We start from the raw sequence: 13,955 nt of genomic DNA on the forward strand, positions 1-13,955 counted from the left end.
AACATGGAAAACAAGGACGTAGAAGAGTATCGCGTTTGGTCCGAAGGCAACGACATCCATTTCGAAGGAACGATGCGGCTGCCGGGAACGGAAGCCTATGCCCCGATCTTCTCGACCGTCATGGGCGTGCTCGAAACCGAGCCTGAGCACATCACGATCGATCTGACCGAATTGCAGTTTCTGAACTCGTCAGGGATCAACCTGCTCGCCAAACTGACGATCGAGGCGCGCAACCGGCCGAACGTGCAATTGACGGTGCGCGGAACCTCCGAAATCCCGTGGCAATCGAAATCCTTGCCGAACCTCAAGAAACTGCATCCTGGCCTCGATCTCCGGCTCAACTGAGGTCGGCGGTCCGGCTGTATCGCGCCGGTTCAACGACAGAGCGCCGTGCGTTCAACTTTACGCATGAGGACGCTCTAGCACTTTGGTTCTATAGCATCTTTCCGCCTCCAGCGACTTCGCCGGAGAGCGGGATGCTGATGACATCAAGCCAGCATTTTTGGCACCTTGTCGACAAAGCGCGCTTCAGAGAAAAAGCTCGTGCCGCTCGCTGCCCCTGGCCGCCGCCGGGCCCCATTGACTCGCGCGTCAACTCGGCTTATCCATCAAATCATCTGATGACTTGATGAGCAGACGATGCAGCCGATCAATCGTACCAATCTCACCGAGAGCGCAGCCGAAAGCCTGCGAACGGAAATCCTCAGCGGCCGCTGGGCAGTCGGCGAGCGCATTCCGAACGAAACGGCACTCACCGAATTACTCGCCGTCAGCCGCGGCACCGTGCGTGAAGCCGTTCGGGTCCTGATCTCGAAGGGCCTTCTCGACGCCCGCCAGGGCTCCGGCACCTATGTCCGCTCAACCGTCGACACCTCGGGCGCGCTCGACCGGGTCAAGCGCACCGGTCTGCGCGACCAGTGGGAAGCACGCGCGGCACTCGACGTCGAGGCGGCGCGGCTGGCGGCACTCCGTCATACGCCGGAAGACCTCGAACGCATGTTCAAGCTGCTTGGCGCCCGCGGCACGGTGGCCGATGGAGGACGCGATGCCTTTGGCCAACGCGACATCGCCTTCCACAGATCGATCGTCGAGGCATCGGGCAACAAAGCGATCGTCGAGCTCTATGATTTCTTCACCTCGGCCATCCTCGAAACCATCCACTCGACCCTTCGTGGCGACCTTCCCGAACCGGACGACCGGGCGCATGCGGCGATCGTCGAGGCCATCGCGTCCGGTGATCCGGACCAGGCCGCGGCCTCCGTCCGGGCGTTCATGGCCCCCGTCCTCGCTGAACTTGATCGGCTTCTTACCCAATGAACCAGACTTTTCGTGACCCCCACAAGGCCGAGACCGCCGAGCCACTGGACCTCGAAGACCAGCTCATCGATGCCGAGGCCGACAGCCTGCCGGCGCCGCAACCGCCTGTCTTGAGCCGCAGCGCCCGTGTTCTTCTTGGCGTGAGCCTCGTCCTGATCGCCTTCAACCTGCGGCCACTGTTTTCGAGCCTCTCAGTGCTGCTGCCCGAGGTGATGCAGGCAAGCGGCCTGTCGACCGCAGGCGCCAGCGTACTCACCACCCTGCCGGTGCTTTGCCTCGGCATCTTCGCGCCGCTTGCGCCAAAACTCGCGCAACGTTTCGGCGCCGAGCGCACGCTTCTTGGCGTGCTGCTGCTTCTGACGCTCGGCACGGGCCTGCGCGGTGTTCAATCCGTGCCGCTGCTGTTCCTCGCGACCTTTACCGCCGGTGCGGCGATCGCGGTCGGCAACGTCCTCCTCCCAGGCCTCGTCAAGCGTGACTTCGCCGACCGGGCCGCGATGATGACGGGCCTCTACACTATGGCGCTCTGCGCCGGCGCGGCCAGTGCCGCCGGCCTCACTTTGTCGATCGAGCACCATGTCGCCGGCTCCTGGTCCGGCGCGCTCGCAGCCTGGGCGGTGCCAGCTCTGATCGTGCTCCTGATCTGGGCGCCACAGGCGCTGCGTGGCAAGGCGCAGGCCCGCCACAGCGGCTTCCGCGTTGTCGGCCTCTGGCGCGATCGCCTCGCCTGGCAGGTAACCCTGTTCATGGGGTTGCAGTCGGCACTGGCCTATTGCGTCTTCGGCTGGATGGCGCCGATCCTTCGCGAGCGCGGCCTTGATGCCGCAACCGCCGGCGCGGTCGTCTCGGCCTCGATCATGATGCAGGTCGTCACCTGCCTGCTCGTGCCGTCTTTTGCCGTCCGCCGCCGGGACCAGCGCGCCGTCTGCGTGACGCTCGCGGCCGCTGCCGTCATCGCCCTGATCGGCATCCTCTTTGCGCCGCTGTCGACGGTGCTCGTCTGGGCCGTTCTTCAAGGTATCGGACAGGGTGGCCTAATTGCCGCGGCGATGACCCTCATCGTGCTGCGCTCGCCCGATTCCCATGTCGCAGCCCACCTCTCCGGCATGGCCCAGGGCGTCGGATACGTGCTCGCCGCCATCGGCCCGCTGTTCGTGGGCTTCATTCGCAGCTGGACCGGCAACTTCGCGGCCAGCTCCATACTCTTCATCGCCCTTGGCATCGGCGTGGCGATCATGGGCATGGGCGCCGGCCGGGCACTCCATGTCGGCGCACGAACGGTCAGGATCGACGATCGCTAAGACGGGCGCAGCCGTCCTCGAAATGAAAGCTCAACTCGATAGGGCTCCACCTCTCCGGTGGAGCCCTTTCTCGTCGATCTCAGTGCACTGCTTCACGCCGCAGCGACCGCCTGCTGATAGCGCGGTGCGGGCCTGAAGGTGAGCGCGATCAGGAACGCCCCGAGACCGATGCCCCAGGAGCCGACATAGAGCCAGGTATAGCTGGCCAGCGCATCATAGATCATGCCGCCGGCAATCGGTCCCGTCGCCATGCCGAGGCTGCCGGCCATGGCCGTTCCGCCGATGACCGTTCCCATCATCCGCAGGGGGAAATTCTCGCGGGCAAGCACGGCATAAAGCGGCATGACGCCGGCATAGATGAAGCCGAACAGGGCGGCGACAGCGTAGAATGAGCCGAGCCCCGCGGCGAAGACATAGGCCAGTGCCCCAAAAGCCTGCGCCAGCAGCCCGAGAACCAGCACGCGCTTTGCCCCGAAGCGGTCGCCGAGCAGGCCGAAGACGACGCGGCCGCCCATGCCAGCGAGCCCCTCGACACTGTAGATCGACACAGCCGCCATCACGGGGATACCGCACGTGATGGCGTAGCTCACCGTGTGAAAGATCGGGCCGGAATGCGTTGCGCAGCAGAAGAAGTTGGTGAGCAGCAGGATAATGAAGAGCGGCGATTTCAGCACCTGGCTCGTCGTCATCGTCGATTGCGCCTCTTCCTCAGGAGAGGCCGCGGCAGCACCGACAGCAAGTGCCGGCGCCTGGCGAACGAGAAGCGACACCGGGATCATGATGACCGCGACGACGACGGCGATGATCTGCAGTGCAGTTCTCCAGTCGTAGCCGGAAACCAGCCATGCCGCGAACGGCGACATGGTCATCGGCGCCATGCCCATGCCGGCCGAAACGAGCGAAACGGCGAGGCTCCGGTGCGTATCGAACCAGCCGGTAACGCAGGCCATCATCGGCGCGAAGATCGCCGCCGTGGCGGTGCCGACGACGACGCCGAAGACGACCTGGAAGGCGATCAGCGAGGTCGCCCAGCTGGCCGCCATCAGGCTGGCGGCCAGAAGCACCGAGCCGATGAGCACGATCGGCCGCGCACCCCAGCGATCGGAGAGACTGCCCCAGGCAATGCTGGCGAAAGCCATCGCCAGGAAGCCGATGGTCATGGCACTGGAGACCCCGGTGACGGACCAGCCGGTATCCCGCGAGATCGGCAGCAGGAAAACAGGAAGTGAGAACATGGCGCCGATCGCCAAGCAGCCAAGCAGGCCGCCAGCCGCCACGATCACCCAACGATAAAACGAATTGCTCATTGCAATCTCCTTGGTGGCGCCCGACTGCCGGCAGCGCCGATAACGTGCAAACTGATCGCGCAGCAGGTTTGGAAGTGCAGAGCACCTCCTCTTGCTGGTTCCTGTAAGACGCAAGCGCCAGCGGAAAGCCGACACCGAAATTTGCAGAATTTTGTAACTATTGCAGGTTCGCCTGGGCGTCGCTCGCGGCATGCCTTCAATCCGTTTGGATCCAACCCACTTGATTGTGCCTCGAAGGTCCTCTCTGTTGTCCCGTGCCGTTCGAGCAATAGATAGAGGCCGAAGCACTGTTGGGGGAGTGACAAGTGTGACGGGATTTCGATGGATTCGCTGATTACCGCGGCAGGCCAGGCGCTGGCCGCCGGTGACCTGCTCGGCGTGCTGAAGCGGGTCGCCTTGCGCGACGACCCGCCGGCGCTGGCGCTCCGCGGCATCGCGATGGCTCAGCTCGGAGATCTCGGCCGCGCCAAGACGCTGTTGAAGGCGGCGGCGCGCGGCTTCGGCCCGAAAGAGGCCGTGGCCCGCGCGCGATGCATCGTTGCCGAAGCGGAGATCGCCATAGTCTCGCGCGATCTCTCCTGGCCGATGAAGGCGCTCGACGCCGCCCGCGCGACGCTCGAAGACCATGGCGACCACCTCAATGCCGCGCACGCCCGCAATCTCGGCGCCCGCCGTCTGCTGCTGATCGGCCGTCTCGACGAGGCCGAGCAGATGCTTGCCGGTGTCGATCCAGGCCGGCTGACACCGCCGGCGAGAGCCACGCACGAGCTCGCGATTGCCGGCATCGCCGTTCGACGATTACAAACCGCTTCGGCGACCCGCGCCTTCGCCCGGGCGACTGAAGCGGCGCGAGCAACCGGCATAGCGGCGCTGGTCGCGGAAGTCGAAGGCGCGGCGCTTGTCCTGAAGACGCCGGCGGCCCGGCTTCTGACCGGGGGAGGCGAGCGCCTGCTGCTGCTCGACGACGTCGAAGCCCTGCTCAACTCCGGTACCCTGGTGGTCGATGCGTGCCGAAACATCATCCGGCGCGGAGCCTCCGCCGTTTCGCTTACAACGCGGCCGGTGCTCTTCGCGCTGGCGCGTGCTCTCGCAGAGGCGTGGCCGGCCGACGTCTCGCGGCGCGCCTTGCTCGCCCGTGCCTTCGGCGCGAAACATGTCGACGAATCCCACCGGGCACGACTGAGGGTCGAGATCGGCCGGCTTCGCGACGAACTCCGCGCTTTCGCGGATATCAGCGCGACCAGCGACGGCTTCCGGCTGGCTCCGCGTGGCGACCACGCGGTCGTGGTGCTTGCACCGCCGGTCGACGATCGGCATGCGGCGATGCTGGCGCTTCTTGGCGACGGCGAGGCATGGTCGAGCTCCGCTCTCGCCATCGCGCTCGACGCCAGCCCGCGCACAGTGCAACGGGCGCTCGAAGACCTCTCCTCGGAAGGCAAGGTGCTGCCGGTTGGCCACGGGCGGGCGCGACGCTGGGTGATCCCGCCCGTGCCGACATTCCCGACAGTCTTGTTACTCCCCGGCCCACTGCCAAGCGATTAGGATTGAGACCATGAAACGATCCGAAGCCGAAATCCTCCGCGAATATGGCCCCTTCCCTGGCGCCGACCACATCCATGGCGTCACATTCGACGGTCGGAACGTCTGGTTTGCCTCCGGCGACAAGATCAATGCCCTCGATCCCGAAAGCGGGAACCCGGTGCGCTCGATCGATGTCGCGGCGCATGCCGGTACCGCCTTTGACGGCAAGCACCTGTTCCAGATCGCCGAGGACCGCATCCAGAAGATCGATCCCGAGAGCGGCCGCGTGCTGGCAACGATCCCGGCACCGGGCGGCGGCGGCGATTCCGGCCTTGCCTGGGCGGAGGGAACCCTTTGGGTCGGGCAGCACCGAGGTCGCAGGATCCATCAGATCGATCCCGAAACCGGTGCAATCCTGCGCACCATCGAATCCAAGCGCGTCGTGACGGGCGTCACCTGGGTCGACGGAGAGCTCTGGCACGGCACCTGGGAAGGCGACGACAGCGACCTCAGGCGCATCGACCCTGAAACGGGGTCAGTGCTCGAGCGGATCGTGATGCCGCCGGGAACCGGCGTTTCGGGTTTGGAATCCGATGGCGGTGAACGCTTCTACTGCGGCGGTGGCGGAAGCGGAACGATCCGGGCCGTCCGCCGGCCGAAGAAACATGCTCCCTAGGTTCAACCCTCAACGCAAGGTCTCCAGCCTGACCGCTCGTCGAGCAAGCAGCTTGGCGGCCAGCGCCAGTGCCGCAAGCGCCAGGCCAAGCGCGCTGACCCCGGGCCAAGAGCCATAGCTCCAGGCGGCGAAGGAGAGAGCCGAGCCCGCCGCTCCCCCGAGAAACATGCTGGTCATGAAGACCGTATTGATGCGGCTGCGCGCCGCGGGCTCGAGCGCATAGATGATGTGCTGGTTGGCGATCAACGCGACCTGGATGCCGATATCAAGCACGATGACGCCAACCGCCAATCCGGCGATCGAGGCCCCGGCTCCGAGTACGACCCAGGCAGCGAGCGTCAAAGCCGCCCCGAACCAGACGACGGACAGCGCACCCCGCCGATCCGCCATCCTGCCGGCGACCGGTGCCGCAAAGACGCCGATTGCCCCGACAACGCCGAACAGACCGGCGGCATCCGCACCCAGGTTGAAACGCGGCGTCGCAAGATAAAGCGCGAGCACGGTCCAGAACGCAGTGAAGGATGCAAAAAGCGCCGCCTGCACCATCGAAGCGAGACGGAGCGCAGGCTCGCGCCGCCAAAGCGTGGCGAGCGAGGCCAGGGCTTCGCGATAGGGCAAACGCAATGCCGGGCGCAGATCCGGCAAGGTCCGAAACATCAGGAACGAAGCTGCTAGTGCGAGCGGCACACTTGCCCAGAACATCTCGCGCCAGCCGGCATGGGCCCCGACAAATCCGGAGACCGTGCGGCTGAGCAGGATGCCGGTCAAAACGCCGGCCATGACCGTGCCGATCGCCGCCCCGCGTTTGTCAGGCGTGGACAGCATCGCAGCGATCGGGACGATCTGCTGCGCGACGGTGGCGCTTGCCCCAAGCAGCACCGAGGCGGCGATCAGCAAGAATGGCGACGGGGCCAAAGCAGCGGCGGTCGCTGCTATCGCGATCGCCAGGAATTGCCCGACGATCAGACGTCTCCGCTGGACGATATCGCCGAGCGGCAACAGAAGCAGCAACCCGAGCGCGTAGCCGAGTTGCGTCGCCGTCGGAAGCAGGCCGACGGCCGTCTCGCCAGGAAACTCGGCCTCGATGAGCCCCAGCAATGGCTGATTGTAGTAGATGTTTGCAACCGCGATACCGCTGGCGACGGCCATGGCGTAGAGGCGGGTTCGACCGAGGTCGGAATGCTCCGTTTCGTGGGTAACCATTTCACTTGCCCTTCTCACTGGAGAGATGGGCTTGATCTATCGCCTTATCGAAATTCGCTGTAGTGTCGTCATTATACATAGCAGAATATCGGATTTCGATACAATGAACCTCGACGAAGTCCTCGTCTTCACCGCAGCGGCAAGCGGCGGCAGCCTCGCCGAGGCCGCGCGACGGCTTGGCATCACCCCCATGATCGCAACCCGGCGGCTCGCCTCCCTGGAGCAGGCGCTTGGCGTCCGGCTGATGCACCGCACGACCCGGTCCCTGTCGCTGACGCCAGAGGGCGAAACCTTTCTGCCCTATGCCCAGGATCTGCTCGAAACCGAACAGCAGGCGCGAACGCTCCTGAGGGGTGACGGCGACGGAGCGACCGGTCTCCTGCGCATCTCGGCGCCGGTTGCCTTCTCGATCAAGCTGATTGCTCCGCTCATGCCTTCGCTGCTTGATGATCACCCGGGGCTCAAGGTCTCGCTCGATATGAGCGACACAATGCCTGACCTGGTGGCGTCGGGCATCGATCTGGCGATCCGCGTCGCGCGTTTGAAGGATAGCAGTCTGATCGCCAAGAAACTGGCCGAAAACCCGCGTTCCCTCGTCGTCTCCCCATCCTATGTCGAAAAGCATGGGAGCCCGCGGACCAGTGGCGATCTCATCAATCATCAATGCCTGCCGCTGCACGGCGTCAGCCATTGGACCTTTCTGAGCGCCGGGGTCGAGAGCCATGTGCGGCTGCAGAGCCGCTTTTCGTCGACAAGCATCGAAGGATGCCATGCGGCCTGCCTCGCCGGTGCCGGCATCACCCTGCTCTCCGACTGGAATATCGCCGACGATCTCGATGCAGGTCGGCTGATACGCATTCGCCTCGAAGATGCGGCACCCGAGACATTGGCGATCTGGGCCGTCTACCCGACGACGAAGCTTGTCGCACCCAAGGTACGCGTCTTCATCGACCGGTTGATGGGGGCACTTGGCAAAACCGCGAAGGCAAATGCTTGAACGACGGAACCCGCACCGCGATCAACACGGTGCGGGCGCCAAGATTTGTCCCGGCACGGTCCGCGGCACCGAGACGCCGCGGATCATGCCAGCCTTTTAGGCCTTGATGAAGGCAAGCAGGTCAGGATTGATGACATCTGCATGCGTCGTCAGCATGCCGTGGGCATAACCCTCATAGACCTTGAGCGTGCCGTTTTTCAGGAGCTTGACGGAAAGCCGCGCACTGTCGTCGATCGGAACGATCTGGTCGTCGTCGCCATGCATGACCAGCGTCGGCACGTCGATCGCCTTGAGGTCCTCGGTGAAGTCGGTTTCCGAGAAGGCCTTGATGCCCTCGTAATGGGCTTTGGCGCTGCCCATCATGCCCTGGCGCCACCAGTTCCGGATCACGCCCTCAGACACCTCGGCACCCGGCCGGTTGAAGCCATAGAAGGGACCAGTCGGAACATCGAGGAAGAACTGCGCACGGTTGGCGGCGAGACCAGCCCGCAAGCCGTCGAACACCTCGATCGGCAGGCCGCCCGGGTTGTTCGCGGTCTTGACCATGATCGGCGGCACGGCACTGACGATGATGAGCTTGGCGACGCGGCCGGCACCGTGGCGAGCCACATAAGCCACGGCCTCGCCGCCGCCCGTGGAATGGCCGATATGCACGGCGTCGCTAAGGCCGAGCTTGGTGGTGAGTGCGGCAACGTCCCTTGCATAGTGCGCGATATCGTGGCCCTCGCTCACCTGTGTCGAGCGCCCGTGACCGCGGCGGTCATGGGCAATGACGCGATAGCCCTTGCTGACGAAATAGAGCATCTGCGCGTCCCAATCGTCTGCCGACAGCGGCCAGCCATGGTGAAAGACGATTGGCTGGCCCGAGCCCCAATCCTTGTAGAAGATATCGACGCCGTCTTCAGTCCTGACGAAGTTCTCGGTCATGGGAGCGGTTCCTTTGCTTGGGTTCTAGGGTGTGTGTCTTCCTGGCACGTTCCGCGGCGCCGGATGGACGCCATGGAACGCAACCCACGTCAACCGAGCTGCGGCCGGTTGATCGCGAGAAGGTGGTGTACGACCGGCGCCGCCGGCCCTTTGTGAAAACGACGAACGTCTTCCTGGACGTCGGCATCGGCCTTGGACACGCGCTTGTGCTGGCGCAGATGCTCGGCCCAGGATTCGACCATGAACCACTCAACCATGCGGCCGGTATCAGCCGCGTCCTCGGTCACGCCCCAGCCATAGGCGCCATCACGGCGGCGCTCGTGCGACAGACGGGCGAGCGCCTTCAGGAATTCGGAGCGGTCCGCCCTGTCGACCATGTATTCGATCAGCACAAGGACGGGGCCGCGGTCGTGTTCGACCGGCTCGCTGGTCAGCGGCTCCGGCCAATGGTTGGAGGGAATGAGGTCCGCCTCTCCCTTCGGCAATTTCATGGCGTGGAAGACGACGCCGACGCAGAGAAGGCCGATAGCCGCCGCCGAGAGGGTGAAGGGCACGCCGATCGCTTCGGCGATGGCGCCCCAGGCCAGGCTGCCTCCGGTCATGGCGCCGTTGAAAACGGTAAGATAGACGGCGAGCGTACGCCCGCGCACCCAATTGGGAAGGATGGCCTGCGCGGTGCTGTTTAGCGTCGTCAGTGCGGTGATCCAGGCCGCACCGCAAGCGAGCAAAGCGACAACCGCCACCCATTGCGCCGGCGCGAAGGAGAGCACGCCCATCACCGCGGCCGTGAGCACCGCAGAAAGCAAAAGCAGCCCGTCGGCATCCATCCGGGCGCGCAGGCGCGGCATCACCAGCGCGCCGCCGATCGCACCCGCGCCGACGGCACCGAGCAGGATGCCGTAGAAGCTGGCGCCACCGCCGAGAAGCTGGCGGGCAACCAACGGCAGCAGGGCCCAGATCGCGCTCGAAAATGCGAAGAACACGGCGGCACGCAACAGGACCACGTGCAGCTCGCGACTGGCGCGTGCGTAGCGCAACCCCGCCCGGAAGGCGCCAAAGAAGCGTTCCGCGAGAACGTCGTCCTCCGATACACCGCGCCGCCACCACAGGAGCGCCGCGATCACGAAGACATAGCTGATGACATCGACGCCATAGGTGACGGCTGCGCCGGACCAAGCGAGCAGCAGGCCGCCAAGCGCCGGACCGATCGCGCGGGCGATGTTGATGCCGAGCGAATTCAGCGCCACGGCGCCCTTGACGTCCTGCCTCGAGACGAGCTCAGGCACGATCGCCTGCCAGGTGGGGGCGACCAGTGCAGCCCCTATGCCGCCGACGAAGGTCAGCGCGATCAGCGAGCTCACGGACTGCAGACCTGTGGCGGAGAGAAACAGCAGGCAGAGGCTCGTGGATGCGAGCAGAAACTGCACCAGGATCAGGAATTTGCGCCGATCGAGAATATCCGAGAGAACCCCGGCAGGAATGGCGAGCAGGAAGATCGGCAGCGTCGCCGCCGCCTGGACCATGGAAACGGCGGCCGGCGTCGCCGACAGGTCGGTAACGAGCCAGGAGCTGGCGACATCACGGATAAAACTGCCGGTATTGCCGATGATCGTCGCCACCCACAGGACCGCAAAGACCTTCTGCCGCAACGGCGCAAACGTCCCTGCGCCCTCCTTCGCTGCCGTCATTGCCCAGCCTTTCCTGCGGATGCCCGTTCACGAAGATCGTAGCAGGCGACGAGCAGGAAGGCACCGCTGAGGCCGATATGCTCGAAGAAGCCGTTCGTCGCCATCGCACGCTCCATGCCGGGCGGAAGCTCCCAGAAGCGAAACGCGAGGAAGGTCGCGGCAAGCGTGAAAGCCGCGAGCGCGCTGGCAGCCGCCCAGCGGTAGAAACCTATGAGAATGAGGGCCGACATCAGAAGCTCGAAAACGATGACCCCGACGGCAAAGAGCGGCGCCGGATGCAGGCCGAAATGATCCATCTCGGCAAGCGCACCCGGAAAGTCGAAGATCTTCGTCAGCGGCCCCTGGATATAGGCCGAGCAAAGCGCCAGCAGGCCGACGAAGACGATCCATCGCCCGGCGTGGCTTGGCCACAGGCGGGCAGCGAGATGTTTTTCGAGAGAAGACAGGCTCAGCATTTTGTTTCCTTGTTAGACGGTCTTCGACTTAACGGGCGGCTTGGCCGCCTTCATCGGGTCTGCGGCCATTTCGAATTGCTGAACGCGGTCCGCGAAATGCCCTTGTAGTAGGCGCCCGCCTTCGCCGGCGATTGGTTCACCACGACCTTCGCCCAGGAGGGTCGCTTGTTATCTTTTGCGGGTGCACCATCGTCGCCGAGTGCCGCCGACGAAGTGATCAGGATGGAGGCTGCCAATGCGGCGGCGCCGACGATCGTTTTCATTTTGCGCCCTTCCACTATCGTCACACGGCCCAGCAGGAGCAGCCGAGTGCGCCGAAGAAGCCCTTGAGATCGGCGATCGGCAGCTTTGACGTCCAGGCGCCGGCATGGTCGTGTCCATGCACGCCGCAATTGCTGGCGCAGCCGCACGCGGTGATCGCCGTGCGGCGGAGCGAGTTCTTGCCGGCACCATCGGGCTCGCCCCAGGCGGCATAACCGCCGAAGCTGCGGACCGGCGACCAGTCGGGCATCGCCGGCGGCACCGGGTTCTCGTCATGGGAAGCGAAGTCGCCGGCCGCATAGACGACCTTGCCGCCGACCATCGTCAGCTCCGAGGTCAGGAACGAGATCTCGTCCTCGGCGCAGGCGAAGTAGTCCTTGTTCGGCACGATCAGGTCGGCAAACTGCCCCGTCTCGATCCGGCCCTTCTTGCCCTCCTCGTTGGAGAACCACTGCACCTTCTCGGTCCACATCCGCAGCGCCGTCTCGCGATCGAGGCAGTTGGCGCGCGGATAGAGCTGCAGGCCGCCGATGGTCTTGCCGGTCACCATCCACGACAACGAGACCCAGGGGTTGTAGGAGGCGACGCGGGTGGCATCGGTACCGGCGGAAACGTTGACGCCCTTCTCCAGCATGCGCCTGATCGGCGGCGTCGCTTCCGCCACCCCGTGGCCGTAGCGCTCGACGAAATATTCGCCCTGGTAGGCCATGCGGTGCTGGGTGGCGATACCACCGCCGAGGGCTGCGATCCGGTCGATGGAGCGGTCGGAGATCGTCTCGGCATGGTCGAAGAACCAGTTGAGGCCGTCGAGCGGGATATCCTTGTCGACCTTCTCGAACACGTCGAGCGCGCGGCTGATGGTTTCGTCATAGGTCGCATGCAGCCGCCAGGGCCAGCGGTTCTCGGCCAGCACCCGGACGACCTCTTCGAGTTCGCCCTCCATCTCCGGCGCCATCTCCGGCCGCGGCTGGCGGAAGTCCTCGAAGTCGGCCGCCGAAAACACCAGCATCTCGCCGGCGCCATTGTGGCGGAAGTAGTCGTTGCCCTGCTTGTATTTGACCGATGAGGTCCAGTTGAGGAAGTCCTCTTTCTCTTCCTTCGGCTTCTGGGTGAAGAGATTGTAGGCCAGGCGAACGGTCAGCTGATCATCGTCCGACAGCTTCTGGATGACGGCATAGTCATCCGGATAGTTCTGGAAGCCGCCGCCGGCGTCGATGACGCTGGTGACGCCGAGCCGGTTGAGCTCGCGCATGAAGTGGCGGGTGGAGTTGACCTGGTAGTCGAAGGGCAGCTTCGGTCCCTTGGCCAAGGTCGAATAGAGGATGCCGGCATTGGGCTTGGCCAGGAGCAGCCCGGTCGGGTTGCCGGCGGCATCACGGGTGATCTCGCCGCCCGGCGGGTTGGGCGTGTCCTTGCCATAGCCGACCGCCCTGAGGGCGGCGCCGTTCAAGAGCGCCCGGTCATAGAGATGCAGCAGGAACACCGGCGTATCCGGGGCGACCGCATTGATCTCGTCGATCGTCGGCAACCGCTTTTCGGCGAACTGGTGTTCGGTAAAGCCGCCGACGACGCGCACCCATTGCGGCGCCGGCGTGATCGCCACCTGTCGCTTCAGCATCGCCATCGCATCGGCGAGCGAACGCACGCCGTCCCAGCGCAGTTCCATGTTGAAGTTGAGGCCGCCGCGCACGACGTGGGTATGGTTGTCGTTGAGGCCCGGCAGCACGCGCTTGCCCTTGAGGTCGATCACCCGGGTGCCCGCGCCGGCCAGCGCCATGATCGTCCGGTCGTCGCCGACGGCCAGGAACTTTCCGTCCTTGATGGCAACCGCGCTTGCCGTCGGGTTGCTGCGGTCGAGCGTGGTGACAAGGCCGTTGTGCAGGATCAGGTCGGGCGTCATCGAGGTGTCTCCAGTCTGTTGGGCGTGTGTCGCGGTTGCCCTGCCCAAGGCTAGGGCGGCGGCGGTTGCACCGAGGAACGAGCGTCGCGTCGGCATCATCCGGCCCTTTCATCGTTGATGGCCGCATCCTTCGCCTTGCCGGCGGTGGCCGGTGCGCCGCCGGGCAGGTGGCCGAACATGTGCGGCATGCACTGCAGATTGAACCAGCTGAGATTGACCGGCTCACCCGACAGGGCGCGCTTGACCAGCGGCACCGATTGCTCGCCGATCAGGATGCCGAGCAAGCCGATGAGCGCAATGACCGGCGGCGCCGGCGAGCGGACGTTCAAGAGCGAATAGATGATGCCGACAAGCAGTCCGGCTCCGAGCGAGAGAAGATACAACTTCATCGCCAACTCCTTC

General features: G+C 64.8%; 14 protein-coding genes. 6 read left to right on the top strand and 8 right to left on the bottom strand.

Annotation, left to right across the window (positions count from 1 at the left end):
- Nucleotides 1-3: 3 nt before the first annotated feature.
- From ACN9MO_RS25785 to ACN9MO_RS25795, 3 genes are all read left to right on the top strand, one after another.
- Nucleotides 4-345, top strand: a complete 342-nt coding sequence (locus ACN9MO_RS25785) for a slr1659 superfamily regulator (RefSeq protein ID WP_057255452.1) — start codon at nucleotides 4-6, stop codon at nucleotides 343-345.
- A 294-nt stretch (nucleotides 346-639) separates the two neighbouring features.
- Entirely contained in the window at nucleotides 640-1,317 is a 678-nt protein-coding gene (locus ACN9MO_RS25790; RefSeq protein WP_057255451.1) for a FadR/GntR family transcriptional regulator, read from the top strand.
- Nucleotides 1,314-2,618 carry a CynX/NimT family MFS transporter gene (locus ACN9MO_RS25795; RefSeq protein WP_113132979.1) on the top strand — a complete coding sequence of 435 codons (1,305 nt, stop codon included), beginning with the start codon at nucleotides 1,314-1,316 and terminating at the stop codon, nucleotides 2,616-2,618. Before ACN9MO_RS25790 ends, ACN9MO_RS25795 begins: the two co-directional genes overlap by 4 nt.
- A gap of 92 nt (nucleotides 2,619-2,710) precedes the next feature.
- Here the strand turns inward: ACN9MO_RS25795 and ACN9MO_RS25800 are convergent, their stop codons facing one another.
- Nucleotides 2,711-3,925 (bottom strand): MFS transporter, encoded by a 1,215-nt coding sequence (locus ACN9MO_RS25800; protein WP_113132980.1) that lies wholly within the window; start codon nucleotides 3,923-3,925, stop codon nucleotides 2,711-2,713.
- Nucleotides 3,926-4,246: 321 nt separating this feature from the next.
- On the opposite strand from ACN9MO_RS25800, the gene ACN9MO_RS25805 reads away from it, so the two are divergent.
- Both ACN9MO_RS25805 and ACN9MO_RS25810 read left to right on the top strand, forming a co-directional pair.
- Nucleotides 4,247-5,467: a helix-turn-helix domain-containing protein gene (locus ACN9MO_RS25805; RefSeq protein ID WP_113132981.1), complete on the top strand. Its 1,221-nt coding sequence runs from the start codon at nucleotides 4,247-4,249 to the stop codon at nucleotides 5,465-5,467.
- Nucleotides 5,468-5,477: 10 nt separating this feature from the next.
- Nucleotides 5,478-6,122: a PQQ-binding-like beta-propeller repeat protein gene (locus ACN9MO_RS25810; protein WP_057255447.1), complete on the top strand. Its 645-nt coding sequence runs from the start codon at nucleotides 5,478-5,480 to the stop codon at nucleotides 6,120-6,122.
- 9 nt (nucleotides 6,123-6,131) lie between these two features.
- Here ACN9MO_RS25810 and ACN9MO_RS25815 read toward each other — a convergent pair whose 3' ends face one another.
- Nucleotides 6,132-7,325 carry an MFS transporter gene (locus tag ACN9MO_RS25815; RefSeq protein ID WP_113132982.1) on the bottom strand — a complete coding sequence of 398 codons (1,194 nt, stop codon included), beginning with the start codon at nucleotides 7,323-7,325 and terminating at the stop codon, nucleotides 6,132-6,134.
- Nucleotides 7,326-7,428: 103 nt separating this feature from the next.
- Here ACN9MO_RS25815 and ACN9MO_RS25820 point away from each other — a divergent pair, with 103 nt between their 5' ends.
- Complete coding sequence (locus tag ACN9MO_RS25820; RefSeq protein ID WP_057255445.1) at nucleotides 7,429-8,322, top strand: LysR family transcriptional regulator; 894 nt, start codon at nucleotides 7,429-7,431, stop codon at nucleotides 8,320-8,322.
- A gap of 96 nt (nucleotides 8,323-8,418) precedes the next feature.
- On the opposite strand, the gene ACN9MO_RS25825 is transcribed toward ACN9MO_RS25820, so the two are convergent.
- From ACN9MO_RS25825 to ACN9MO_RS25850, 6 genes are all read right to left on the bottom strand, one after another.
- Complete coding sequence (locus ACN9MO_RS25825; protein ID WP_057255444.1) at nucleotides 8,419-9,249, bottom strand: alpha/beta fold hydrolase; 831 nt, start codon at nucleotides 9,247-9,249, stop codon at nucleotides 8,419-8,421.
- A gap of 89 nt (nucleotides 9,250-9,338) precedes the next feature.
- The gene (locus tag ACN9MO_RS25830; protein ID WP_113132983.1) at nucleotides 9,339-10,937 is read right to left on the bottom strand and encodes an MFS transporter; all 1,599 of its coding nucleotides are present in this window, start codon (nucleotides 10,935-10,937) and stop codon (nucleotides 9,339-9,341) included.
- Entirely contained in the window at nucleotides 10,934-11,392 is a 459-nt protein-coding gene (locus ACN9MO_RS25835; RefSeq protein WP_113132984.1) for a DoxX family protein, read from the bottom strand. Before ACN9MO_RS25835 ends, ACN9MO_RS25830 begins: the two co-directional genes overlap by 4 nt.
- Before the next feature lie 50 nt (nucleotides 11,393-11,442).
- Entirely contained in the window at nucleotides 11,443-11,655 is a 213-nt protein-coding gene (locus tag ACN9MO_RS25840; RefSeq protein ID WP_113132985.1) for a hypothetical protein, read from the bottom strand.
- Nucleotides 11,656-11,675: 20 nt separating this feature from the next.
- Nucleotides 11,676-13,649 carry an amidohydrolase gene (locus ACN9MO_RS25845; RefSeq protein WP_425988239.1) on the bottom strand — a complete coding sequence of 658 codons (1,974 nt, stop codon included), beginning with the start codon at nucleotides 13,647-13,649 and terminating at the stop codon, nucleotides 11,676-11,678.
- Nucleotides 13,649-13,942 (bottom strand): XapX domain-containing protein, encoded by a 294-nt coding sequence (locus tag ACN9MO_RS25850; protein ID WP_057255558.1) that lies wholly within the window; start codon nucleotides 13,940-13,942, stop codon nucleotides 13,649-13,651. The genes ACN9MO_RS25845 and ACN9MO_RS25850 overlap by 1 nt, the downstream gene beginning before the upstream one ends.
- Nucleotides 13,943-13,955 lie beyond the last annotated feature (13 nt).

Source organism: Ensifer sp. R-19 (assembly GCF_049905105.1).
Classification (GTDB): Bacteria; Pseudomonadota; Alphaproteobacteria; order Rhizobiales; family Rhizobiaceae; genus Ensifer.

Coding starts and splice junctions, on each gene's coding strand:
- ACN9MO_RS25795 (WP_113132979.1), top strand. CDS start 1,314: ATGAACCAGACTTTTCGTGACCCCCACAAGGCCGAGACCGCCGAGCCA.
- ACN9MO_RS25785 (WP_057255452.1), top strand. CDS start 4: ATGGAAAACAAGGACGTAGAAGAGTATCGCGTTTGGTCCGAAGGCAAC.
- ACN9MO_RS25840 (WP_113132985.1), bottom strand. CDS start 11,655: ATGAAAACGATCGTCGGCGCCGCCGCATTGGCAGCCTCCATCCTGATC.
- ACN9MO_RS25835 (WP_113132984.1), bottom strand. CDS start 11,392: ATGCTGAGCCTGTCTTCTCTCGAAAAACATCTCGCTGCCCGCCTGTGG.
- ACN9MO_RS25825 (WP_057255444.1), bottom strand. CDS start 9,249: ATGACCGAGAACTTCGTCAGGACTGAAGACGGCGTCGATATCTTCTAC.
- ACN9MO_RS25805 (WP_113132981.1), top strand. CDS start 4,247: ATGGATTCGCTGATTACCGCGGCAGGCCAGGCGCTGGCCGCCGGTGAC.
- ACN9MO_RS25850 (WP_057255558.1), bottom strand. CDS start 13,942: ATGAAGTTGTATCTTCTCTCGCTCGGAGCCGGACTGCTTGTCGGCATC.
- ACN9MO_RS25800 (WP_113132980.1), bottom strand. CDS start 3,925: ATGAGCAATTCGTTTTATCGTTGGGTGATCGTGGCGGCTGGCGGCCTG.
- ACN9MO_RS25790 (WP_057255451.1), top strand. CDS start 640: ATGCAGCCGATCAATCGTACCAATCTCACCGAGAGCGCAGCCGAAAGC.
- ACN9MO_RS25830 (WP_113132983.1), bottom strand. CDS start 10,937: ATGACGGCAGCGAAGGAGGGCGCAGGGACGTTTGCGCCGTTGCGGCAG.
- ACN9MO_RS25815 (WP_113132982.1), bottom strand. CDS start 7,325: ATGGTTACCCACGAAACGGAGCATTCCGACCTCGGTCGAACCCGCCTC.
- ACN9MO_RS25820 (WP_057255445.1), top strand. CDS start 7,429: ATGAACCTCGACGAAGTCCTCGTCTTCACCGCAGCGGCAAGCGGCGGC.
- ACN9MO_RS25845 (WP_425988239.1), bottom strand. CDS start 13,649: ATGCCGACGCGACGCTCGTTCCTCGGTGCAACCGCCGCCGCCCTAGCC.
- ACN9MO_RS25810 (WP_057255447.1), top strand. CDS start 5,478: ATGAAACGATCCGAAGCCGAAATCCTCCGCGAATATGGCCCCTTCCCT.